The following is a 22934-nucleotide window of genomic DNA, read 5'->3' on the forward strand; positions in this document are numbered from 1 at the left end:
TTTGAAAACCCTCTTCTAATAAGTAGAGATTAACCTGGTCAGCACGTCTAAAACTAAATAAATGTGTTTTAGTTACTAGATTTATTCATTATCTCAATAGAGCGACTGGAACAAGCACGTTAAAGAAGAAACATGTTCATATCAAATTAAAATTTATCAGTTATATTTATAATCTAATGAATTAAACTATTTAAATTATTAGAAATGTCTAACATTAGGAATATTTTAATTACTGGAGCTACTTCAGGCATAGGTTATCAAGCTGCAGTTAAATTAATTAATCTAGGTCACAGATTAATTATTTTATGCCGGGATCAAAATAAATTAAGTAAGACATTATCAAGTTTTTCTAGAGAACCTGAGTTTGAAAAAGATTTCTATAAACAAATTGATTTTAAAATAGCAGATTTATCTAACCTATCAACCTTAAATAAACTGATGGAAGAATTACTTTCAGAAGGTTATGAAATAGATACTCTTATTCTTAATGCGGGAATGCAATACACTGGATCAAAAGACCCTATGTGGTCAGTTGATGGTCACGAAATAACTTTTGCCGTAAATCATTTAAGTCATTATTACTTAACCAGAAAAATACTTCCATTGTTATTCAGATCAACTTCTCCAAGAATTATAATCACAGCTTCAGAAGTACATAATCCAAAGTCGCCAGGAGGTAGAGTTGGAAAAGTTGCAGATATTGGGAATTTAGAAGGACTTAGGTCTGGTAAGGGTTTTATGATGTTGGATGGTGATATTAATTTCAATGCGGATAAGGCCTATAAAGATAGTAAACTATGTAATATCTTATTTGCTCGAGAACTTTATCGGAGATTGTCTGATAAAGGTAAGGAAATTCCTATCATAGCTTGGGCGCCAGGATTGGTTATTCCTAAAGGTAATGATGGTTTCTTTCGTTATAGTAGGAAGTATAATGAGTTCGGTCAAAGAATATTTGCTTTTATTGCTAGAGATCTATTAAGTATTACAGAGACACCAAAAAACGCAGGTGAATTACTCTCTAAATTATCAGTTGATTCAGAATATAACCAAAAAGGTTTTAGTTATATTAGTAATAAAATTTTGAGGCCAGGAACTAAATCATTTCAAGAAGAGAAAGTTAGTTTACAAGCCTCTAGCGATATTTTGGCTAGAGATTTATGGGAGCTTACTAGTGAAATACTTAAAATTAAATCAGAAATTTAAAATATATATTTAGAACTTATCTATTTAAATTAAGAGTTTGAGTAGGGAAGGCAAATTCAATACCTTGCTCCTCAAACTTCTTCATAATTCCTAGATTTATATTTTGTTGTGCTGTCATTGCTTGAATGTAGTTACTAGTAGGAATGAAGTATACGAGTTCAAAATCAAGACTGAAGTCGCCAAATTTTATAAAATGGCATCTGTCAAAAATTGCATTTTCAGTATTCTCAACAATATCTTTAATAACCTCAGGTATCTTAATCATATTTTGATGAGAAGTTTCATATACAACTCCTAATTTGTGTACTAATCTTCTATTATTCATTTCGGCATAATTTGAAATTACTCCATTAGTTAGTCTGCTATTACTCATTACAATTATCTCTCCATTAATACTTCTTAGCCGTGTTGAACGTACCCCTACAGTTTCTACCTTTGCCCAGACACCTTCAATATGAATGAATTGACCGTTTTGAAATGGTTTGTCTAAAAGAATAGTTATATATTCAAAAAATTCTTGAACAGGTTCTTTTAGAGCTAGGCCAGCACCTATTCCTCCAGCACTAAGTAGAGCCCAGACTGCCGTCATCTGAACACCCATATTTTGAAGATAGAAAACAATACCTATACACCATGTAATAGCCCTAATCATTGGACTAATAGAAGCAAGCATTGTACTGATAGATTTATCATCAACTTTTATCGACCATTCTTTTATGATTATCTGACTAATTTTATTGATTAATCTAATTACTAGTATTAAACAAATAAATTTAATTAAGCCAAGAACTAAATTATCCAATGTTTCAGTAATTGGGATGCTTGCCCATGCAATAAAAAAACTTATCAGAAATCCTAGTGGTTTAATTATTTCGATTAAAGACTTGGCGATGTAGTCATCTATTTTATTGTTTGTTCGAAGGGTGAACTTTCTTAAAATATTCTTCGATATAGCAGAAGAGACTAATGTTATTATGCTCCCAATGATAAATATCCCTATAGCTATTATCAACTCTTTAGTGAATGCATTCATTTGATAAACTTCCTGATACCATCTACTTTGCCGTATTAATTAGATTTTGCTAGCTTATATTAAAGATTCAATAAAAGCCTAATCAACTCACTTCTTTATTAATAGAAAACGTTAAAATGGGCATATCTAAATTATTTCTCTTGGAAAACCTCCTTAACAAGAGAGCTTATGATCTTAAATTCATTCCTTTTAGCAGTTCTACATAGTTCAAATATTGCTGCTTCTACTGTAGTTAATATAGCTCCGCAAGAATCTAATCTTTTTAGTGATGTTTCGTGGTCAATTGATTTTCTGCTGCTAACAGCATCAACTGCAATGAATGGTTTATATCCATTCTTTAAAAAATCAATACAAGTTTGTTGAACACATATATGCGTCTCTATCCCACATATAAGTATATTCTCATATTTAGTTAATTCTACACTCCTAATGATTTTGTTGTAGCAACTAAATTCCATCTTATGGATATTAGTATAATTTTCATTAGGAATAAGTCTTTTTACTGTAGAACCTAATCTTGTGGGATTTTGTTCACTATATATAGTATTTATATCAAGTATACTGCATACTTTTAATAGCTTATCTATATTCCATAATAACTTTTCTCGATTCAGAATACCCTCAATCAACTTCTCTTGAACATCCACTACTACTATCAATGTATTTGTTTCGTTCATTAGGATAGATTCGCTGGGTGAAATCATTTTAGGTATTTTGGATGAGGAGGAATTTGAGAATCTTGCTTGTGAGAAACTTTAGTAAATAATATGAGAATTTAAGTGACTAATTACGTAAATGCTCAAGGAAACAAAGTATTCATTTCAAGACTCTTGTTTGATTCATCTAAATATCTTTCGGATCTCTCATTAGCAGCTAGTATTGAGAAAGAGAAATGATTCTGTTGTCTGTAAACACCTCTTATGAAGCTTTCTCAACTCCTTTGGAGAGTGGTCTCCATCAGGATGGCAAGCGTTTAACTTCCCAAAGAAGAAAAATCTTAGACTTATTTGAGAGAATAGGTTCTGGGATACATTTAAGTGCTGAGGATGTGCATGGAGAACTTTTAAAATTAAATAAACGAGTTTCTTTGGCAACTATATATAGAACTCTTCGGTTATTGGTTCAAATGGGATTTTTAAATGAGCTCGAACTTAGTGAAGGTGGTCATCGGTTTGAGTTATTAAGTCATGATCATCCTGATCATCATCATTTGATTTGTATTAGGTGTGGGAGGACTGAAGAATTTGAAAGTAACCAGGTTGTTCAAGCTGGAAGACTAGCGTCTGAAAAACTTGGTTTTAAATTAATTGAATCGACACTTAATGTAAGAGCTATTTGTCCAAGCTGTATTTAGGTAATATTCTTTCAACTCAAAGCTCCTCCACAGCTTGAGCCACTTCCAGCTGTGCAACCAAAGCAATGATTGTCTACTGATATTGGATTACCTTCGAAAGTAAACTTTTTCTCAATAAGCTCTTGAATATTTATTGGCCCAGCTATTTGATTAAGTTTTAATTGTTGATTAAAGTCACAATCATAAATCTTACCATTCCAATCTATACTTATTGATTTCTTGCACATCACAGCACATAGATTATTTGGATTATAGTTATCTTTTAGCAAGTTTTCGTAATCATTTAGTTTGTCGATTACTTTTAAGTAGTCTGCAAATCTATTTATTGGCATATTTGCCAAGGCTAATAATTTAGAGAAGGAGATTCCATATCTATTATGTAATTCTTTACGATAATCCTCTTCTAATCTTTTTTGGTCAGGTGGAAGACATGGGCCAATAGGATTGAATACTAAGTTTAATATTAGACCACTTCCCTCCTTCCCATAGCCTAGTGAATTTAACAGCTTTAAACCTTTTATACTTCTTTCAAAAACACCTCTCCCTCTTTGTTTGTCTACATTCTCCTCTAGATAGCAAGGTAATGAAGCAGTTACTTCTACTCTATTTTTAGCAAGGAAACTTGCTAGGCTCTCTTGACCTGGCTCAGTCAGAATAGTTAAATTACATCTATCTATTATTTTAATATCTAGCTTATTAGCCTCTATAACTAATTGTTTAAATTTCGGGTGAAGTTCAGGGGCACCTCCCGTCATATCTAATACTTTAATACCATAAATCTTAATAACCTTTGGTATTATCGAAATTATATGATCATCCATCATCTCTGTTCTATTTGGACCTGCATTAACATGACAATGTGAACATGCTTGGTTACACTTATAACCCATATTTATCTGGAGAGTTTCTAAACCTTCTCGACTTATTTGAGGAAATCTTTTTATTTGCAAAAGATTAATTAAAATTCCAATATATTTTATATATACAATAAAACTAAAATTCTTAATTTTATCGAAATTTAATATTCTTGTCTAATTTTTTTGATCTCTCTCTTGCAATTATATTAAACCATTTTATATATTCAGCAGGTCCGCCTGTTAGCACAGAGTTAAACCTAAGATTATCATTCTTATCAGTTACTCCTGTTAAATCTGTAGAGTTTACTTTGGGTCTTGGAACCTCATTATTCCCACTACTTACAAACAAAATCTTGTTTTCTTTATTGTACTTTCTACCTAATTCTTGAATTAATGACAGGAAACCCCTGTCACTTCCTCCTCTTTGCCACATATTTAACTCTTTATTCCAAGTTGAGGTTACAGTATCACCTACTCCAATTAACATAGGCATCTCATCTGGCTTGATTCTATTAAGACAAAGATTAATTAAATCCTCTTCTGATTTAGGCGCCTCTCTCACATTGAATGAACTCCCAAATGGATACCTACCACTTTTATTGAAAATGTACTGATTTAGCAGAACCAGTAACCCTGACTCTTTTACTGCTCCATTAATTATGAATTGTATATCAGTAGTCCCTATATCGTGAGTTTTGGCCCCCTTCATTATCTCTACATTATCAACCTTTCCTAGGTTTGGCATAAGATGAAGAGAAAAAGATTTCTCAAGTGAAGTACCCTTTGTTGAATTAATAATTTTTTCCATTATTCTTTTCATTAATTGCTGTAACTCTATTTGTAAGTTTAATTTTCCTTCAGCAATATTAAGTATCTCATTAAAGTTAATTGTTGGAGTGAATCTTGTATCGCAGACCGCAACATCAATTAATTTTTTTATTTTGATTGGTTCTATATTAGGAAATATTTTGCTGAGTTCTTTTGTTAAATACTTTTTCATCTTTGAGGGGACATTTTTAAGAAAATCAATTTCTTCATTACTTATCCCAAGTAAGGAAATTTCGCCAAAATTATTTTGATATTCCACACCACATCCAGCCAGCCCTGGTAAATATAGACCCTTTTTTGTGGCTTCTGTCTTTGAACCTATTGATTTTTCTATGATTCTATTAACCCCTCTTTCTCCTTCATGCTCGCCACAGGTAAGGACATAAAACTCTCCTTTCAAATTAGAAACAGAGTAAATATATGAGTGATCTATTCTTCTATTAAGAGGATCTTTTACTAAAGGTATGCAGACACCATCAATGTCTTGTATTATTAATATTTCATTTTCGTTGATTATACTTTCAACTGTATTTTTTATATTGATCAATTTTGACATAAAATCATCATCTGAAAGAACCATTAAATGATTATATCAATCCTAGCATTAAGAGCATATTAACTTATTCATTTTCTAACTTGTACAATTAAATGATTTTTAATTCTAATTTTGTAGTAAAGTAAGGATTATTAACCTTCCTATGTTAAAAAGACTCTCATTAGGAAGAGTTTATTTGCTTATAGTCACTTTAGGCATAATTCTATGCAAAACAGTTTTTTTAAGGAACCCTATACAGAGACTTCTCTTTCAGAACGTATAAGAGAACTCAATAAAAGTAAGGTAGGTTTTTACAGTATTGGTTTATATCCCGCATCACTAGCTTATAACTGTGTTATGCAAACTGAAGTTGAAAACTTGTTACTTGCACCTAGACCAGGTAGGGAAATCTTAGGAGCTTTCTCGAAGGAATCGCTAGAAGGAATGAACGAAATATACTTAAATAAGATTGAAAGAATATCCAATCATTTTAGTAATGGTGTTTATACTAAAAATACACTTTCCTACCTTATCTTAAATTGTGAACTTGTAATCCTAAGTTCTAATAGCAATCATATTGAATCGGACCTTAGAGATACTTTAGAACTAAGAAAAAAGTTAAATCGTGATCAGGTTGTAATAGCTTGCCTGGTTGGTTCATTCTGTAACGATAGTCATTTAAATAAGTCATATGTTCTTTGTGAGAAAGAGTCTAATCTTGGTTTCTTTTCGGGTTTTCATAGACATGGAGCACTACTTAATGAATTTGATAGCTTTACGGCTAATTTCTGTCACCCGGATGCATTAACTGCAATGTTAGGAGCAAAAATGCTTGACTCTTTGTCACCAAATATTCAAGTCTCATCTGGTGTTCATAATTTAGAGGGACAATATATAAAAGCTTCTAAGAACATATCCTCTATCTTTGCAGGTTTTGCACATACTTATCATCAAGATAACCCAGGACTTTTGCCCACAATATTGACTTTACTTTTAGATCAATGTTTAGATCAAGCTGCAACAGTATCAATGTGTCGTAAAGATATTGACAAATTATATAAAGATCAATATTTTCCTATTACAGAACTTGGCTATGGAGTACAACATATTGAAGCTTCTTTATTAAAAGATGGAGACTTAAAACAGGTAAGAGATCATACTTTCTCGCAATTAACAGCGATGGTAGCGGATGTAAGAGGTAGCATGATGCTTCCAGTCTCAGGTAAACCAACAAGAAACTTCCAGGCTGGTCAAGTACTTGCTGAAAAGATGAATGAGCTTAAACGATGTCCATTAGATATAAACGAATTTATAGTTTGGTGTGAGAATTCTAGTTTAAAAATAGGTGGTTTAGAAGGTATTAAATCATTAAAGTATTGGCCTCAAATAAAGAAAAGCTATTTGATTGAGTTTCATGACTCATCAATGATAAATCTTTTATATATGTGCATTCTCGGCTCTGATTATGTTAAAGATATTTTTTATAAAGTTATGACTGAGAGCAGGCAACTTTCTAATTTTTGCCAGGAATCTGTTAGACCTTCTCATAGCAGGAAATATGCAAATGCTATTTCAAATCTTGAGAATGATGAAGCTATAAAATTAATAGTTAAATCAATTATTTCTAAAAATAACTCTTTAACTAATAATAATACTTATACTTCATTCAATATTCCTAATAACTCAAATAGTCAACCCTACTTTAAAGCTATGAACATTATTGAGCAACATCTTTGAATTTTTGAAATTTTTATGTTTTTGGTGCTTTTAAGAGTTTTTATGGGATTGCTAATCTAAAAGCTTTGTCGATTCCCATACTGTACAAATGCCGACTACGATTTGATGTATACGTAATTTTTGATGTGGCTAAGGAATTAACACATAGAGCAGATGAGCTGAAATCACTTGGTTGGTCTCAGGATGATCTTTACCGTTATACAGAGCTGTGGGAATACAGGCAAAGATGGGGTGCGATAAATTTAGAGAGAGAAGATAGACAGTTTCTGAGAAAGGCCGAAGCTGCATTGCCAGTTATTTCGAAAGCAAAAGCTTCTGTTAGAAAATTAATTAATGAAAAATCCTATTATAGATGGCTTGATTTCTACCTAGAAGCAATGAATAAAGCTGAAGGTGAATTAAATGTTCCAGATGAATCAAGAGGTTTATGGGCAATAATCCTTGAGGAGGAAATCCGAATACTTGATTTTTATGAGCCTGTTTTAGGGTTGCCAGATACGATTAAAGCTAGATCTTTAAAACCAATTAGAGAGGAATTGGTTTTAAATTTTTCCAAAAAAAATCATGAAAAGGTAAGTTTATTCAAATTTGATTTTGAAAAGCCACTTAAATCCATTGATCCAGATCAATCCAAGAATAAGAATTGGAAGCCTCTTAGAGAAGATGTCTCTTCTGAAGATCAAAATTACCCAGTAGTAAATGGATTGGTTGCTGAGAGTTTTCGAAAAGAAGTTAGAAAGTTACTTATAACTGCCATTAAGGATGGATTTCCGTCTTTGTCAGATACAGATAAAACAGCGCCTCCTGAAGACTGGAATCCAAAATTAAATTCCGTAGCTAAAAAGGATATTAGTTAGTCCTTAGTCCTTTGAGTTCACAGCACTTCGAAACTCTTCAATTACATGCTGGCCAGACACCTGACCCTGCCACAAATGCAAGGGCCGTCCCTATTTATCAAACTAGCTCTTATGTCTTTAATAATGCTGAACATGGGGCAAACCTTTTTGGATTAAAGGAATTTGGCAATATATATACTCGCCTTCAAAACCCAACTACTGATGTTTTCGAAAAAAGAGTTGCCGCACTAGAAGGCGGAGTCGCTGGATTAGCAACTGCTTCAGGACAGTCTGCGCAATTCATAGCGATCACAAATTGTATGCAAGCAGGAGATAACTTTGTCTCTACTTCATTTCTTTATGGGGGTACATACAATCAATTTAAAGTTCAATTTCCTCGTCTCGGAATCAATGTAAAATTTGCCGAGGGAGATGATGTAAGTAGCTTTGCTTCTCAAATTGATTCAAATACAAAAGCTATTTATATTGAATCAATGGGGAATCCTAAATTTAATATTCCAGATTTTGAGGGCTTATCAGCATTAGCAAAAGAAAATAATATACCTTTAATAGTCGACAATACTCTTGGTGGTGCCGGTTCCTTAATTAGGCCTATTGAGCATGGTGCTGACGTAGTTGTCCAAAGTGCTACCAAGTGGATAGGAGGTCATGGAACAAGCCTTGGAGGGATAATTGTTGATGCAGGAACTTTTAACTGGGGCAATGGGAAGTTCCCTCTTATGACTGAACCTAGTGATGCTTACCATGGACTTGTTCATTGGGATGCATTTGGATTTGGAAGTGATGTTTGTAATTTATTAGGTTTACCCTCAGACAAAAATATTGCTTTTGCATTGCGTGCAAGAGTTGAAAGTTTGAGAGATTGGGGCCCTGCGTTAAGTCCTATGAATTCCTTCTTGCTTTTACAAGGTTTAGAAACTTTAAGTTTAAGAATCGAACGACATTGTTCTAATGCTATGGCTCTAGCTAATTGGTTAAGCGAGCAATCAAAAGTTTTAAGTGTTAGTTATCCAGGTTTAACCTCAGACCCCTATCATCAACAAGCTAAAAAATATCTTACTGATAGAGGTATGGGATGCATGCTGATGTTCTCTTTAAGAGGGGGGTATGATGATGCCGTGCGATTTATCGACTCTTTGAAACTAGCAAGTCATCTTGCAAACGTAGGAGATGCAAAGACTTTAGTTATTCATCCAGCTTCAACAACTCATCAGCAGCTATCTCCTGATGAACAACTATCAGCAGGAGTAACTCCCACAATGGTTAGAGTATCAGTAGGCATAGAGCATATTAATGATATCTTGGCAGATTTTGATCAAGCATTATCTGTAATTAATTAGTTCTAAAAATAACTTTTTATGGCTCTAATTCTTCCTAGGAGTTATCACAAGATTCCTTCGGTTGAAAGGAATCACATTTCTTGGATTGAGCCGGAATTAGCAGAGAGACAAGATATAAGACCCTTGAGAATTGGGATCTTAAACATAATGCCTTTGGGGAAGCAGTATGAATTCAACCTTCTTCATCCGCTTGGCCTTTCCCCTCTACAGATAGAGCCAATCTGGATAAAACTGCAATCTCATTCTTATAAAACTTGGGATCAATCTCATTTGGAGAATCTTTATGTTGGATGGGAAGAAGCAATGTCTCCGAAGCCTTTGGATGGCTTAATAATTACTGGCGCTCCAGTTGAACATATACCTTTTGAGTCCGTAAATTATTGGCCTGAGTTGGTTAAGTTAATAGAAGAAGCTAGGTATTGTTGCGCTAGTACTCTTGGGCTTTGTTGGGCAGGCTTTGCCCTCGCATATTTGGCAGGCGTTGATAAAGAGAATTTTAAGAAAAAGCTCTTTGGAGTTTTTCCTATGAGAAGTTTAGTACCAGGTCACCCTTTGATGGGCAATCAGGACGATGAGTTCTTGTGTCCACAAAGTAGGTATGCAGGCTTGCCTGATCTTGCAATGGAAGAGGCTCAAAGACAAGGACGTTTAAGACTTCTTTCTTATGGAGAGAAAGTTGGATATACAATTTTCGAGACGACTGACCAAAGGCAATTAATGCATCTTGGGCATCCAGAATATAACGTTGCAAGGTTGTTATCAGAGATGGAAAGAGATAAAGCAAGAGGAGATGTACCTCCACCTGAAAATTTTGATTCTGAACATACTCATACTTTATGGCGATCACATAGAAACTTACTTTTTCAACAATGGCTCTGGTTCTGCTATCAGCGTGTAAGTTTTAATATTTAATTAAAAATATAATAAAAAGTAAGTTGCACGAAGTTAAATGTTAAATAAAAAAGAATATCCTTGGAATTTAATTAAAGGTTGGATGAATTTTGAAGAATCTAAGAAATGGGAGAAAGAAATCTTTTCCAAATTAGATTGGTCTCAACCTAAAATAAAGGTTTATGGGAAAGAATATTTAGTTCCAAGAAAAACAGCCTTTATTGGACAAGAAAACATTAAATATCGTTATAGCGGTTTGCTTCATATATCCGATGGCTGGCCTAAGTGGTTCCTTCCACTTCTGAAAAATGTTTGTTTAGCTAGTAAGAGTGACTTTAATGGATGCCTAGTGAATTTATATAGAAATGGAAACGATAAAATGGGTTGGCATTCAGATGATGAAAAAGAACTTAATCCAACTATGCCTATTTCTTCGCTTTCTTTGGGAACATCAAGAGACTTCTTTCTTAAGCACCGGTATATCAAAGAGAAACATCAGATAAAGCTTGAGGGAGGAGATCTTTTTATTATGTACCCTGACTGCCAGAAAGAATGGCTTCATTCAATACCTCTAAGAAGAAAGGTTATTAGTTCTAGAATAAACCTTACTTTTCGATGCTATAAATAAACAAATAATTAAAAATGAGATTGCTCTTGTCCACCTAATCTTTGAAATAAATCAAGACTTTCTTTGTTGAGCCCAACAACCTCTACTTCAGAACCTCCTTGACTGATTTTTCTTATAATTTGATCTAAAGCAGTTACTCCACTTTGATCCCAAATATGTGCATTAGTCATATTTATTGTTACCTTTGAAGGGTGTTCATGAACATTAAATCCCTGTAGAAAATATATTTTACTTACAAAGAATAATTGACCAGTAACCTCATAAATCAGCTCTTCATTGCTCGATGCTTTTACGCTTACATTTATAACTTTAGCTACTTTCCTGCTAAATAATATTCCTGCAAGTGCAACTCCAGCAATAACTCCAAGAGCAAGATTATGAGGTTTTGTTAGCATCGTTACAGCAAATGTCATTAACATCACAGCGGTATCACTTCTAGGGATCTTTCTAATATTTTTTAGACCATTTGTATCGGCTGTACTTATTGCAATTGTAATCATTACTGCAACCAATGCGGCCATTGGGATTTGTTCAAGCCATGGTTTGCAGAGCAATATCATTGCAAGCAAGCAAATGCCTGAGGACAAAGTAGAAAGTCTTGTCTTTCCTCCGTTTTCAGTATTCATTACAGACTGCCCAACTAGTGCGCATCCAGCCATACCTCCAAATAGTGAAGAAATGAAATTAGCTATTCCTTGTCCCCTAGCTTCTTTGTTTTTGTCTGAGTTGGTATCTGTCATATCATCGAGTATGTCTTGAGTGAGAAAGGTCTCCATAAGACCAACAAGGGAAATGGCCAGAGCTGTTGGCAATATGATTCCAAAAGTTTGAAGGTTAAAAGGAACCTTTCCTTCTCCAAAGGAACCAAATGGAAGACTTAGATTTGGAAGTCCATTTGGTAATTTTCCAAGGTCACTTACAGTTGGAATATCAAGATTAAACCCTATAGAAATTATTGTTAATGCAATTATTGCAACTAATTGAGAAGGAATTGATTTCGTCAACTTAGGAAGGCCATAAATAATTATTAGCCCTAGAGCAACTAAAAGCCACACTTCAACTATTTGCTCTTTTACTGGTCCAAGAAACTTTCCATAGTGATCTTGTATTCCAAGTTGTTCAAATTGCGCTTGAAAAATTAATAATGCAAGAGCATTTACAAATCCACTTAAGACCCCTTGCGGAACGAAACGCATTTGATAAGCGAGTCTTAAGTATCCCCATAGAATTTGAAAAACTCCAGTAAGTAATCCTGCCGCAATTAAATAAGAGAGACCTAATGCTTGAGAAGTTAATTCGTCTAATCCCATTGCTTGCCCAGTATTTACCCCGGTAACAACTACACCTGTCATTAAAAGAGCTGTAGAACCAGTCGCTGAGGTGATCATTCCCATTCGACCACCTACAAGCGCAATAGTTATTGATAGACAGAAAGCACCAAAAAGGCCTACTTGTGGATCCACTCCTGCAATGCCAGAGAAAGCAATCGCTTCAGGAATCATTGCAAAAGCAACAACCAGTCCAGATAAAACATCTTTACTTGGGTTACCAATCCATTGGTTAAGGTTGTTTGTTTTTGATCTTGCGAGCATTTTTAATTTTCTTCTATTAACGACCGTATATCAAAGAGGAGGCAGTAGTCCTTGAGGGTCGTATTTAGATTTTAGATTTTGCAACCCTGGAAGCCAATCTAGAAAAGCTAATTTCAATTCTTTTTCATGCCAAGGTAGATGTGGATGCATTTGCGCAAGATGGATACCAGGGCATACACATTCAAGTGTTTTCCAGACTTCTTCCATCCAATGAAGGCTTTTGCTTCTACCTTTTATGTCACCAGCAATCCATGCGCCTGAAATCCATGGCTTCCAAATAGCATTCCTATGCATAAATGAGCTGGCAGATTTGTTTATAAAAGTTGTAGCTCCACCTAATTGTTGAGAAGCTAAATAACACTCTGGGGAAGGCCTGTGTGCCATTAACCTATTAAGTGAATTTATTAACTTATCGGAATTTTTATTCCAATTACCACCAAGCAAACCTATTACTTCATTATGGAACTTTATAGATTGATGTGAAATATTGCTGCTAAGGGCAAAATCAGGTTTATCTTTAAGACCATTTTTAATTACAGTTTTGCATTGTTTTGAAAAAGGTAACTTTTCTATTATTTCTTTAGCCCTTTCAACTTCTTTAATTCTCTCAATTTCTATAACAATATAAACTTTTATTCTTTCTTTCCAAATCCAGTTAAAACTGGCATTGTTTGGCCATGACTCAGCTTGATAGATGCCTTCTGCTAATTGATCTGAATTAATAATAGCTTCAGTAATAAATAGCGGTTTCATCTTATCTGTTTGAAGTTGGATATTAGTAATTATTCCTAAGAAAGGTGCTGCTCCAAGCAAACCTCTCCATATTAATCTTTCTTCAAAAGTTGATAATTCATTTGGTTTGGAGATATTTATTTTTTCGCCTGTCCCCCATATTCCTGTCATTTTAGTAATTCGATCAATTGCCAATCCTTTATTCCTACTAATTGGACTTATTCCTCCTGTTAGTAAATACCCTGAACCTGTTTGCCCGGATAAACCTGTTGGGAAACTTCTTCCATATTTGCTTAACTCGTTTAAAAGAGAACCCATCTTTACACCTGCTCCAATATCAACATAATTATCAGTTTTATTAAAAATTATTTGCTGATAGTTTTCTCTCAGATCTAGGGTCCATAAATTATCAGCAGCACATCGACTACTTGTACCACCACTGCAGATTAAAAGAGGTTTTGGATTGAGTTGATTTGTACTTATATTCTTAATTAATTTTGGGTCAATTTTTTTTAATACTCCAAAATTAGAGCTATCTGAAGCCAATTGGTTTGGAACTTTGAAGTCACTTTTATTAGAAGTTCTCACGTCTTTTCAGAAAATGGATAACACTTGGCTTGCCCTTGGATTATCTTTAATAGTTATAAGGTATTGCTAAACCCTCCTTACTGTGAAATCTGCTTTACTACAAAGTAACAACTCTAGAATAGGTGTTTTGATATGTGGTCATGGAAGCAGACATGATTCTGCAATAAAGGAATTTGCCTTTTTAGTCAGTAAAATAAAATTAAATTTGCCTGGTATACCTGTCGAATATGGCTATTTAGAATTTGCAAAACCTGTTTTAACTGAAGCCCTAGATAAACTTCTTAACCAATCAGTAGAAAGAGTAATAGCTATACCTGCCATGCTTTTTGCGGCTGGACATGCGAAAAATGATATACCTGCATTGTTGAAGAAATACTCAGAAAAAACAGGACTTAAGATTGACTATGGAAGAGAACTAGGTATTAATAGCTTAATGATTGGAGCTGCGGGAGCAAGAATAAAAGAAGCAAGTGACTTAAACCCAGGATTAGCAGTAGATCAAACCTTACTAGTTGTTGTTGGCAGAGGTTCTTCTGATCCTGATGCAAATTCTAATGTTTCTAAAATAACAAGAATGTTGGTTGAAGGGTTAGGCCTGGGATGGGGAGAGACTGTTTTCTCTGGAGTAACCTTTCCTCTTGTAGAGCCTGGCTTAAGACACTTAATCCGACTGGGCTACAAGAGAATAATAGTTTTTCCATATTTTCTTTTTTCAGGAGTGCTAGTTAATAGAATCTTAAAATATACGAAAAAAGTGGCAGATGATAATCCCGAAATTCAGTTTATAAATGCAAGCTATTTGTCCAGTCATAATCTTGTTGTAGAGACTTTCATAGAAAGGCTTGAGGAAGTCTTAATTGGAAATAATTTAATGAATTGCTCTCTTTGCAAATATAGATCTGACCTGTTGGGTTTTGAAAGTGAAGTTGGGACCGTTCAAGAAAGCCATCATCATCATGTAGAAGGACTTAATTCATATTGTGAGATTTGTGGAACTCGCTCGGGATGCAAATGCGATAAAGCACTTGATGATCATACGGAGGGAGCAGGATTAATGCCTGGACATAGTCATCATCCTCCTTATCCAAATGCAGAGCATCCTTTAGGCCCTGTCACGCTTCGCTATTAAATAACTGCAAAAAATAAAAAAAGATGGAAAGATCATCAAACTCAGCAGTCTCTTTCTCAATGAGTCCTAAGAGACTCTTTAATGATAAGAATTACTTATCGTTTGAGCTGAATGAGTTTTCCCCAGCTTTTTTCACAGATACAGGATTGTTTTCCACTTAAAGCTTGTATTTAGATAAGCAATCTCTTTAATACTGTGGTTTTTAAGTTTTCCTAAGTCTTTTGAGTTGAAGTTGATATCAGCAAGGCTTGATTGTTAGTTATTTTTTCATTTAGATTGAATACCTTTAATAAATCATTGGTAATAGGCGAGTCTTATTCCGTCTCAAAATTCTTGTCCAGATTTTCTTTATCTTTGACTCTTTAGTGAATTTTTAGGAAGCTTACCTCTATAGATAAGTATTAATTGAATGAATTACTTTGAAGCCTCAAGCTCTGAAACGTCTTCCCATAAACTTTCCTTAGAAGCAAATAGAGAATATATGAGCCTAGAAACCGAAATACCAGAGTCACTCTATAACGGAATGAATGACTTTATAGAGTCTCACCCTAACTATGATCAATGTGGACTAATGAGTTCGGCTTTGGCTAATTTCTTATATCAAAATGGATGTTCCGATAGGGCTGTGACAGAAAAATATTTAAATGATTTGTTCGCTCAATCTAGTTCTTAGTTGCTTTTAAGCAGGCCCTTCTTGTGATTGCCATCATTGTCAGGGTTGGACTTTGCCATGAGGAGCTAGGCCAGCACGCTCCATCAACCACTAAAACGTTTTTACATCTCCAAAGTCTGTTCCATTTGTCAACAACACTTTTATCCTCAGAAGAACCCATTGGCGCTCCTCCTACTTCATGGATGTAATAGCCTGGAGGAGGCGCATTCTGTTGGGTAGCAAGGGCATTATTCAGAATTAAATTTGAAAAAGGAAAATTAATAATTTTGTTTAATGGAAGCATCTTTCCACCAGAGCTAACAATTATTTTTTCAATAGTTTTAGACATGTGATCTACCATATTATTTTCATTCTCTCTCCACTTGATATCAATATTTGGAATATACCCACCCCAAATATCCTTTTTATTTGAAAGAGTTACTTTATTACTTTTGTTAGGGAGCACCTCTCCATGCCCAATAAGAAATCCAATTTTTGAATATTTATCATACTTTAAAAATGAAGGTGGTTCAAATCTATCAATACCTCCCCATATCCCATACCCCCTATTAAAACCCTTATGTTCATAAATATTTGGTTTATTACCAAATGGTATAAAAAAGCTTCCAGCTCCAGACAATGTTTCGCCAGAATTTTCAAGAGGATCGATTCCTTGACCTGAAAGATTAAAGAATCTACATATTGATACATGATCCATTAAATTGCATCCAAGGCTTTGAGAAGTGTCTTCGAAGCCTTCTTCATTATGAGCCTTTTCAGAATTTAAAAGGAATTTTAATGTTTGAATTGTTGAGGCACAAAGTACTATTAATTTAGCTTCTAACTTAATTCGACTACTATTCTCCTTGTTTATTACTATTATTCCTTTTGCTTTATCTTCACTGCCGTTCATTATTAATCTCTCAGCAATATGATTGCTGAGTAATTGAACTTTACCAGTAGCAATTGCTATCTTTAAAGTACTACCTAGGCTGCTCGACCTTGGCCAATCTTTATTAGTCTTTGAATTATTACTTTCAAACCCTCTTGAATGTATTACAGGATAACCAAGTTTATTAATAGTTCTTCCAGCAAATACTTTTTCACTTTTTGTGAAAGGCTTTTTACCTACATATTCTCCATCAGGCAATTGATCGAGTCCATCCTTATTTCCATAAATTCGAAGTAGATTTTCTATATTTGAATAATGAGAAGATAGGTCTGAATATTGAATAGGCCAAGACTCGCCTACACCATCATGATTGGCTGCTTTGAAATCATAGTCAGAAAGTCTTAATGTGATACCTCCCCAGGTGAGGCTTTTCCCTCCTACTTGCCGACCTTGCGTCCAAATAAAAGGACGATCTTTTGGATGTTCATAGATATTTTCTTTCTCATTGGCATATAGCAAAGGATTTGTTTTCCAGAAGCCAGGATGCTGAGATTGTTTTCTATGTTCTCCACTTATTAGACCGTATAGCCTTTTGAACGTATTTTGGGGCTCTGATCCAAAAGCTTGTTTAAGAGATAACTGAGGTCCTGCCTCAATAACTAATACTCTTATTCCAGCTTTTGCAAGGGTTAATGCTGCTATCCCTCCAGTAGCTCCTGAGCCTATAACAATAACTTCAAATGGCTTCAAGTGCACAGGCCTATTTTATATTTTTTTCTACTTTAAAATCCATTTAATTAAATATCACTAATTAAATTTTCAATGTAATTAACTTTTGTCCTATTTTAATTAGCTTCTACTAATCTTTCAAGTCGCAGAGGAAAACTAATCTTCGAGACCTTCTTGATCAGGTTGAAATACCTCCTCTTGACCTGAATTACCTATCCCTGGATCATTTATAAGAACACCAATAGAATCAAAAGAACTTTTAACTTCTCTTCGCTACCTAGCTTTTTTATTCCAGGTAAATACTGATCGATCTCTATAAACAAACTTTTTTATGTAAATTCTTTCTTAAAGAGATATTTCTTTTTAGTAGCAAGTCTATTCAAAATTCTCTTAATTCTCAGACAGCATCTAGTTGAAAGCATAACTATATAGATCTCATAACTGTTTTTATCGACAATTTTATTCTGGTAAATAATGTGCTAAAAACTTTCCAACTTCTTTGATACTCTCAAGAAGTAAGATTTTAATAAATATTCTGCTTCTCATTAGCATCACTCGTTTCTAAAATTCTTCTGAAGGAGATTTTGATTATGATTACTCGTTTTCTTGTATTGTTTTTTGTTTTACTCTTGGTACCTTTTACCCCTTCCTATGGTGCTTTGGATTACGGTAAACAATCTCTTATTGGTGCAGATTTTTCCAATGCTGACCTTAAAGGTGCCACTTTTTACCTTGCAGATTTACAAAATGCAAATTTCTCGGGGGCCGATCTAGAAGGAGCAAGTTTATTTGGAGCTAAGCTTGAAAAGGCAGATTTAAGTAATTCTAATTTAAGAGATGTAACTTTAGATTCTGCGGTATTAGATGGCACTGATCTTACTAACTCTGTTCTTGAAAATGCGTTTGCTTTCAATGCGCGTTTTAATGATGTAAATATTGAAGGTGCGGACTTTACGAATGTACCATTCCGTAAAAATGAAATAAGCCAACTTTGTCAATCAGCAAAAGGCTTTAATCCTATAACTAAAAGAAACACCAGAGAAACATTGGGATGTGAATAAAATTTTCAACTATTTTTCATCATACGCTTATATATCTTCTTTGTATTGTCTTTATCCCCAATAGGCCAACCTAGTAAAGCAAGTTTATGCATTAAATTTTTTGATAAGAAATAACTATCGATGTAACTATCTTGTAGGTAACCTTGTAAATTTAAAGAGTGTTTTAAAAGTCTAAACTCAGATTGAATACCTGGCCGTTTATCAATTAAGTTGTAGCCAACCAACTCTTTCTTTGTCTCTAGATCAATTAAACTTTTTGCATAACCTATTATAATAGTATTATCATTACTTTTATAATAAGTATATAAAAATCCACTAGGGTTTTGTCTTCCATTAAATTTACTTGTATCTATTCCAAGCATTCTCTTTGTTGAAATAGATTTGACATTTATTTTATATTTCTTCTGATTAATATCCATACTAATTTCCCCAACTTAAACTTGATCCTTCATATTTTTCCCATAGATTATTAGCCTCTGCTAAAGCTATTCTCTGCTCACAGGCTTTGTCATACCTTTGAATAGCTGGGGTTGGAATTGATCCTTTGCTTTTCATTGTACGTAATCCTGTCTCAAGACATTGAAGCGCTACGCTTGAGAGGTCCCTTCCTTCTGCTGCCGCCCAAGCTTTCATCAAATAATTCAGGTTCTGAGGAACTGAAATCTGTAGTTTTGATGAATTAGGGGAGTTAAGGGAGAGATTGTCTAAGCTTTTTTCTTTAGTAGAGAAATTATTTTTTATAGATTGCCTAATACTTTTTATCGTTTTTATTCTCTTATCAGATTTTCTTTCTGCGGATATGTTTTCCTCTGGGATGTTTTCATATTCAAGAATTAGCTGTTCTGTTTTTTCAATAGAATCAATAGCCCATTTAGAGACCTCTTTTTCTAAGGAGGTATGTTTTAGCCATGAATCTTTTTCTTTAGACCAGTTATTCACTTCAATAAGGGCCATTGCTCGAAGTCTACTATATCTGTGGTCATTGTCTATAGATTGTATACAGATCTTTCACAGAGTGTGTATAGATTGAGTATAGTAATGTTGCTGTCTTGATTGGATTCTCAACCCTTCCCTTGGGGCTTCCGCCCTTTGTGGGTAGTCCCTGCTTTCCCTGTCAGTTAAAGAGCCTCTGACTTTTTCGAGAGTTACAGGCGTGTGTGTTTCTAATAATGATCAATTGGACAAATAAATATACGTTCATTTCTTCTTACTAGAAATAAATTAATAGGTTGATCTGAACTTTTTGCTAATCTCAGAACATCAATTTCGTGAGAATCAAATTTGAAATAGTTAATCGTGTAACTCTTAATTGTTCTTTCTGTCACTTTTCTCTATACAACCTAAAAAAAATTCAGTAGCTTTGTATTAAGTAGTTGATTTCAATGACTTTTGCCAAGACGGCATAAATTCAACTTTCTCTCTGACCATGAATCTTTTAAGACTTCCCAAATCTACTTCCTTTGGAATTGCTTTCTTTAGCATTATTGTTTTAGTCTCTTTTTTGAAAAATCTTTTACCACTTATCGCTTTATCTTTAATTCTTGCTTTTATCTGGAGGCAGGCAAGTAAGATTGATCTTAATGAAAGGCAAATGTCTAGTTAAGGCTTCAACTAACTCCCTTTTAAAAAGGTCTATAGATCAATTGTGTTTTAACAGGTCTTTGCTGAAAGGAAGGGTAGATTATATCTGTTTATTTGCTATTTGGTGTGCTTGCTTTTTATTTGATGCCATTTGGATTCATCAGAATAATTTGCCACCAGCTTGGGATCAAGGGAGCCATTTATCTAAGGCCTTTGAAATAAACGAATATCTAAATCACGTTAATTTGTTTGAAACAAGTTGGTGGAATGATCTTTGGGCTAAATTCCCTAGTTATAGAGGACCCTTTACGTATTTAGTGTCTTCTCCGATTTTTAGACTATTTGGAACCACATATAAGAATGCAATTCTAACTAATCAAATTTTTAATGGCATATTAATTTTTAGCACATATTTTTTGGGACGGTTAATTCATAGTAGAAACGCAGGTTTATGGGCAGCATTTCTTTGCGCAATATCTCCTGTTTTTATTCAACAAAGAACTGATTATTTAATTGACTTAAGTCTCGCTTCTATAATTAATTTGACTTGGCTCTGCTTGTCTCTTTGGAGGTTCAAAATATTTCTAAGTAAATGGGTCTCATCTATTTTATCAGGTATCTTTATTGGAATTAGTTTCTTAACAAGGCCTACTGGTCTGATTTTCTTTTGGCTATCTAGCATATTATTTTTACTTCAATTCATTCACTCTTTAATTAGATTCAAGACTAAAAGCATATTACAATCACTTGTTATTATTTTAAGCTCACTAATTGTTGCTTGGCCTTGGTTTTCAGAAAATTGGCTAACGATAATAACTTCAATCAATAAGGCTAGAAGATGGGGCATACTTTATCAAGATGGATTAGAGGCTAATTCATTAGATGGCTGGCTCTTTTATCCAAAGATGGTGCCTACAATAACCGGATCACTTTTTATAGGATTATTAGCTGCTGGTTCTCTAATAGCTATTTATTCTAGGTTATTTATTAGATCTAACTCTATAAATTTTTCTATTGATACATCAAAATTAATATGGTGGATTAGTTTTCCCTTAGGAGCTATTCTCCTTTGCATTTTTATGAGCACAAAAGAGATAAGATTTGTTTTACCTATTCTTCCACAGTTCTTTATTCTAATTGGTATTATTATTACTTCTATCCAAACTAACTGGAGCACTATTTGGAAGAAAGCCCTTATAATTATCTCCATTTCAGGTGTCTTCTGGACTTATTTTGGTATTGGTATAAATACAACTGGTTTATCTCCAAACCTTCCTGCTAAATCTGTTAATTGGCCTTTAGATCAAATAGTTGAAACTATTATCATTAATAGCCCATACCAGCTATCTACATTAGCAGTGCTTTCAGATTCAAAATATTTAAATGCCTTTAATCTAGATGCAGAAGGTAAAAAACAAGATAATCTTGTTGCAGCAAGACAGACTTATTATCAATCAGAATCCTTTAGTGATGAGTTAAGTAATTTTGACTGGTTTCTTTTTAAGACTGGTGATCAAGGGATCATGAGTGGCGAAAATGAGAGAAAAATAGCAGAAATTGTTAAAGATTCAATCTTTTTTTCTGAAGAGAGAAAATGGTTTTTGCCTGATGGAAGTTATGCGTATTTATTTCGACGTAAGCCACTTAGTATTGAGGTTGCTAGATCTAGTTGCTCAAGAAATAATCCTATCTTAAATTTTCAAAATATTCCCGGTGGTTTCCAACTAGATATAACAGACAAGGCAAGAAATTTAATTAAAAGCCATATACTAATCGATTTGAAAGATAGTAAAAGACAATATAATTTTGATCAGTCAGTTGCTCAAGGAATGCTTAGATTTGATCTGAAGAATTCTAATGATTGTTTTAAAATAACCCAAAGGTTCAATTCGAATTCAATTATTCTAGAAAATGATAACTTTTTCGGGTCTAGAATATCACTTTTAAATCCAGATATATATCCTGTCTCTAAACTATTATCGGAAGGCTCAGTTGAAATTAAAGCTACTAATTATTCTCAGCAAAGATTAGCTTTAAATAGAATAGAATTAGTTACAAATATGGGGAGTTTATTGAGGAATGGAGAACTAGACTTATTATTTGCGAAAGCAGGCCAACTAAATCAAGGGGATCCAGAACAGGTATATTTGGAAAACTCTGAAGCGATTTTTAATGAGAGATTAAGACTCGATGAAAATAACTTAGATTATCTGTATGGTCTCGCTATTTCACAGATATTACAGAAAAAAGTTTCCCTTGCTTCTAAGAGCCTAGATTTGATTTCTGAGATTGATATAGATAACCAATACGTATTTTTAGCAAAAGCTTTTCTTGATATTTATCAATTCAATCCTAAATTAGCTCTAATTTCAATTGACCGTGCAGAAGATATTAATAATGATCCAAATATAATAGATGTATTAAAAACTATGAGGATCTTGGCTAAAATTCAAAGCACGAAATTTCTTGAAGCAATAGCTTTAATTAAAAAGACATAATTACTTTATTAAACTAAAAGCAAAAAGCTTTAAGAATTATTTTTTAAGAGTTGAATTTAATCTAAATCATAAGTCTCAGGCGCCTCTCCAGTATCACTCTACAAATGTTGTAGCTATTGTAATAGTATTATCATCTGTCAGACTTGATTTAATAATTTTCCTAGAAATAGTTTCAGCATTAGCCAATCACTAGGAGTTAAATCAGCGTTTTTTT

Annotated in this window: 20 protein-coding genes; 11 read left to right on the forward strand and 9 right to left on the reverse strand. The window is 33.7% G+C overall.

Annotated elements, in window-relative coordinates; translation table 11 throughout:
• Nucleotides 1-204: 204 nt before the first annotated feature.
• On the forward strand, nucleotides 205-1206 hold the full coding sequence (locus SOI85_RS00385; protein WP_320664259.1) for an SDR family NAD(P)-dependent oxidoreductase: 1002 nt from the start codon (nucleotides 205-207) through the stop codon (nucleotides 1204-1206).
• Nucleotides 1207-1222: 16 nt separating this feature from the next.
• Here the strand turns inward: SOI85_RS00385 and SOI85_RS00390 are convergent, their stop codons facing one another.
• Together SOI85_RS00390 and SOI85_RS00395 are read right to left on the reverse strand one after the other, a co-directional pair.
• Complete coding sequence (locus SOI85_RS00390) at nucleotides 1223-2239, reverse strand: mechanosensitive ion channel family protein (protein WP_320664260.1); 1017 nt, start codon at nucleotides 2237-2239, stop codon at nucleotides 1223-1225.
• A gap of 131 nt (nucleotides 2240-2370) precedes the next feature.
• Nucleotides 2371-2943, reverse strand: a complete 573-nt coding sequence (locus SOI85_RS00395) for an isochorismatase family protein (protein ID WP_320664261.1) — start codon at nucleotides 2941-2943, stop codon at nucleotides 2371-2373.
• A gap of 188 nt (nucleotides 2944-3131) precedes the next feature.
• Between SOI85_RS00395 and SOI85_RS00400 the strand changes: the two genes are divergently transcribed.
• Nucleotides 3132-3593 carry a Fur family transcriptional regulator gene (locus SOI85_RS00400; RefSeq protein ID WP_414477792.1) on the forward strand — a complete coding sequence of 154 codons (462 nt, stop codon included), beginning with the start codon at nucleotides 3132-3134 and terminating at the stop codon, nucleotides 3591-3593.
• 11 nt (nucleotides 3594-3604) lie between these two features.
• On the opposite strand, the gene arsS is transcribed toward SOI85_RS00400, so the two are convergent.
• Both arsS and stpA read right to left on the reverse strand, forming a co-directional pair.
• Entirely contained in the window at nucleotides 3605-4543 is a 939-nt protein-coding gene (gene arsS, locus SOI85_RS00405) for an arsenosugar biosynthesis radical SAM (seleno)protein ArsS (RefSeq protein WP_320664262.1), read from the reverse strand.
• 58 nt (nucleotides 4544-4601) lie between these two features.
• Nucleotides 4602-5858 carry a glucosylglycerol 3-phosphatase gene (stpA, locus tag SOI85_RS00410; RefSeq protein ID WP_320664263.1) on the reverse strand — a complete coding sequence of 419 codons (1257 nt, stop codon included), beginning with the start codon at nucleotides 5856-5858 and terminating at the stop codon, nucleotides 4602-4604.
• A 180-nt stretch (nucleotides 5859-6038) separates the two neighbouring features.
• On the opposite strand from stpA, the gene SOI85_RS00415 reads away from it, so the two are divergent.
• The 5 genes from SOI85_RS00415 (at nucleotide 6039) to SOI85_RS00435 (ending at nucleotide 11266) form a co-directional block, all read left to right on the forward strand.
• Complete coding sequence (locus SOI85_RS00415) at nucleotides 6039-7550, forward strand: hypothetical protein (RefSeq protein WP_320664264.1); 1512 nt, start codon at nucleotides 6039-6041, stop codon at nucleotides 7548-7550.
• Between the two features lie 125 nt (nucleotides 7551-7675).
• The gene (locus SOI85_RS00420; RefSeq protein WP_320665179.1) at nucleotides 7676-8407 is read left to right on the forward strand and encodes a hypothetical protein; all 732 of its coding nucleotides are present in this window, start codon (nucleotides 7676-7678) and stop codon (nucleotides 8405-8407) included.
• Nucleotides 8408-8418: 11 nt separating this feature from the next.
• Nucleotides 8419-9747, forward strand: a complete 1329-nt coding sequence (locus SOI85_RS00425; RefSeq protein WP_320664265.1) for an O-acetylhomoserine aminocarboxypropyltransferase/cysteine synthase — start codon at nucleotides 8419-8421, stop codon at nucleotides 9745-9747.
• Nucleotides 9748-9765: 18 nt separating this feature from the next.
• A complete protein-coding gene (locus tag SOI85_RS00430) occupies nucleotides 9766-10659 on the forward strand; it encodes a homoserine O-succinyltransferase (RefSeq protein WP_320664266.1) in 894 nt (297 codons plus the stop codon).
• 37 nt (nucleotides 10660-10696) lie between these two features.
• Nucleotides 10697-11266 carry an alpha-ketoglutarate-dependent dioxygenase AlkB gene (locus tag SOI85_RS00435; RefSeq protein WP_320664267.1) on the forward strand — a complete coding sequence of 190 codons (570 nt, stop codon included), beginning with the start codon at nucleotides 10697-10699 and terminating at the stop codon, nucleotides 11264-11266.
• An 8-nt stretch (nucleotides 11267-11274) separates the two neighbouring features.
• Here SOI85_RS00435 and SOI85_RS00440 read toward each other — a convergent pair whose 3' ends face one another.
• Complete coding sequence (locus SOI85_RS00440) at nucleotides 11275-12858, reverse strand: SulP family inorganic anion transporter (protein ID WP_320664268.1); 1584 nt, start codon at nucleotides 12856-12858, stop codon at nucleotides 11275-11277.
• Nucleotides 12859-12888: 30 nt separating this feature from the next.
• A complete protein-coding gene (locus SOI85_RS00445; protein ID WP_320664269.1) occupies nucleotides 12889-14178 on the reverse strand; it encodes an FAD-binding protein in 1290 nt (429 codons plus the stop codon).
• 82 nt (nucleotides 14179-14260) lie between these two features.
• Between SOI85_RS00445 and SOI85_RS00450 the strand changes: the two genes are divergently transcribed.
• Nucleotides 14261-15307, forward strand: coding sequence for a sirohydrochlorin chelatase (locus SOI85_RS00450; protein ID WP_320664270.1), 1047 nt, complete (start codon nucleotides 14261-14263; stop codon nucleotides 15305-15307).
• Between the two features lie 409 nt (nucleotides 15308-15716).
• A complete protein-coding gene (locus SOI85_RS00455; protein ID WP_320664271.1) occupies nucleotides 15717-15980 on the forward strand; it encodes a DUF2811 domain-containing protein in 264 nt (87 codons plus the stop codon).
• On the opposite strand, the gene SOI85_RS00460 is transcribed toward SOI85_RS00455, so the two are convergent.
• Nucleotides 15970-17607: a GMC family oxidoreductase gene (locus SOI85_RS00460; RefSeq protein WP_320664272.1), complete on the reverse strand. Its 1638-nt coding sequence runs from the start codon at nucleotides 17605-17607 to the stop codon at nucleotides 15970-15972. The genes SOI85_RS00455 and SOI85_RS00460 overlap by 11 nt on opposite strands.
• Before the next feature lie 563 nt (nucleotides 17608-18170).
• On the opposite strand from SOI85_RS00460, the gene SOI85_RS00465 reads away from it, so the two are divergent.
• The gene (locus SOI85_RS00465; RefSeq protein WP_320664273.1) at nucleotides 18171-18641 is read left to right on the forward strand and encodes a pentapeptide repeat-containing protein; all 471 of its coding nucleotides are present in this window, start codon (nucleotides 18171-18173) and stop codon (nucleotides 18639-18641) included.
• A 5-nt stretch (nucleotides 18642-18646) separates the two neighbouring features.
• On the opposite strand, the gene SOI85_RS00470 is transcribed toward SOI85_RS00465, so the two are convergent.
• Nucleotides 18647-19060: a hypothetical protein gene (locus tag SOI85_RS00470; protein ID WP_320664274.1), complete on the reverse strand. Its 414-nt coding sequence runs from the start codon at nucleotides 19058-19060 to the stop codon at nucleotides 18647-18649.
• Between the two features lies 1 nt (nucleotide 19061).
• A complete protein-coding gene (locus tag SOI85_RS00475; RefSeq protein ID WP_320664275.1) occupies nucleotides 19062-19595 on the reverse strand; it encodes a VHS domain-containing protein in 534 nt (177 codons plus the stop codon).
• 626 nt (nucleotides 19596-20221) lie between these two features.
• Here SOI85_RS00475 and SOI85_RS00480 point away from each other — a divergent pair.
• Nucleotides 20222-22720 carry a glycosyltransferase family 39 protein gene (locus SOI85_RS00480; RefSeq protein ID WP_320664276.1) on the forward strand — a complete coding sequence of 833 codons (2499 nt, stop codon included), beginning with the start codon at nucleotides 20222-20224 and terminating at the stop codon, nucleotides 22718-22720.
• Nucleotides 22721-22934: the final 214 nt, after the last annotated feature.

This window comes from Prochlorococcus sp. MIT 1223 (assembly GCF_034092465.1).
Lineage (GTDB): Bacteria > Cyanobacteriota > Cyanobacteriia > PCC-6307 > Cyanobiaceae > AG-402-N21.

What these genes read in the sequence shown, in the direction of transcription:
- SOI85_RS00385 (WP_320664259.1), top strand. Translation starts at nt 205, where the DNA reads ATGTCTAACATTAGGAATATTTTAATTACTGGAGCTACTTCAGGCATA.
- SOI85_RS00390 (WP_320664260.1), bottom strand. Translation starts at nt 2,239, where the DNA reads ATGAATGCATTCACTAAAGAGTTGATAATAGCTATAGGGATATTTATC.
- SOI85_RS00395 (WP_320664261.1), bottom strand. Translation starts at nt 2,943, where the DNA reads ATGATTTCACCCAGCGAATCTATCCTAATGAACGAAACAAATACATTG.
- SOI85_RS00400 (WP_414477792.1), top strand. Translation starts at nt 3,132, where the DNA reads ATGATTCTGTTGTCTGTAAACACCTCTTATGAAGCTTTCTCAACTCCT.
- stpA (WP_320664263.1), bottom strand. Translation starts at nt 5,858, where the DNA reads ATGGTTCTTTCAGATGATGATTTTATGTCAAAATTGATCAATATAAAA.
- SOI85_RS00415 (WP_320664264.1), top strand. Translation starts at nt 6,039, where the DNA reads ATGCAAAACAGTTTTTTTAAGGAACCCTATACAGAGACTTCTCTTTCA.
- SOI85_RS00430 (WP_320664266.1), top strand. Translation starts at nt 9,766, where the DNA reads ATGGCTCTAATTCTTCCTAGGAGTTATCACAAGATTCCTTCGGTTGAA.
- SOI85_RS00435 (WP_320664267.1), top strand. Translation starts at nt 10,697, where the DNA reads ATGTTAAATAAAAAAGAATATCCTTGGAATTTAATTAAAGGTTGGATG.
- SOI85_RS00440 (WP_320664268.1), bottom strand. Translation starts at nt 12,858, where the DNA reads ATGCTCGCAAGATCAAAAACAAACAACCTTAACCAATGGATTGGTAAC.
- SOI85_RS00455 (WP_320664271.1), top strand. Translation starts at nt 15,717, where the DNA reads ATGAATTACTTTGAAGCCTCAAGCTCTGAAACGTCTTCCCATAAACTT.
- SOI85_RS00465 (WP_320664273.1), top strand. Translation starts at nt 18,171, where the DNA reads ATGATTACTCGTTTTCTTGTATTGTTTTTTGTTTTACTCTTGGTACCT.
- SOI85_RS00470 (WP_320664274.1), bottom strand. Translation starts at nt 19,060, where the DNA reads ATGGATATTAATCAGAAGAAATATAAAATAAATGTCAAATCTATTTCA.
- SOI85_RS00475 (WP_320664275.1), bottom strand. Translation starts at nt 19,595, where the DNA reads ATGGCCCTTATTGAAGTGAATAACTGGTCTAAAGAAAAAGATTCATGG.
- SOI85_RS00480 (WP_320664276.1), top strand. Translation starts at nt 20,222, where the DNA reads ATGAAAGGCAAATGTCTAGTTAAGGCTTCAACTAACTCCCTTTTAAAA.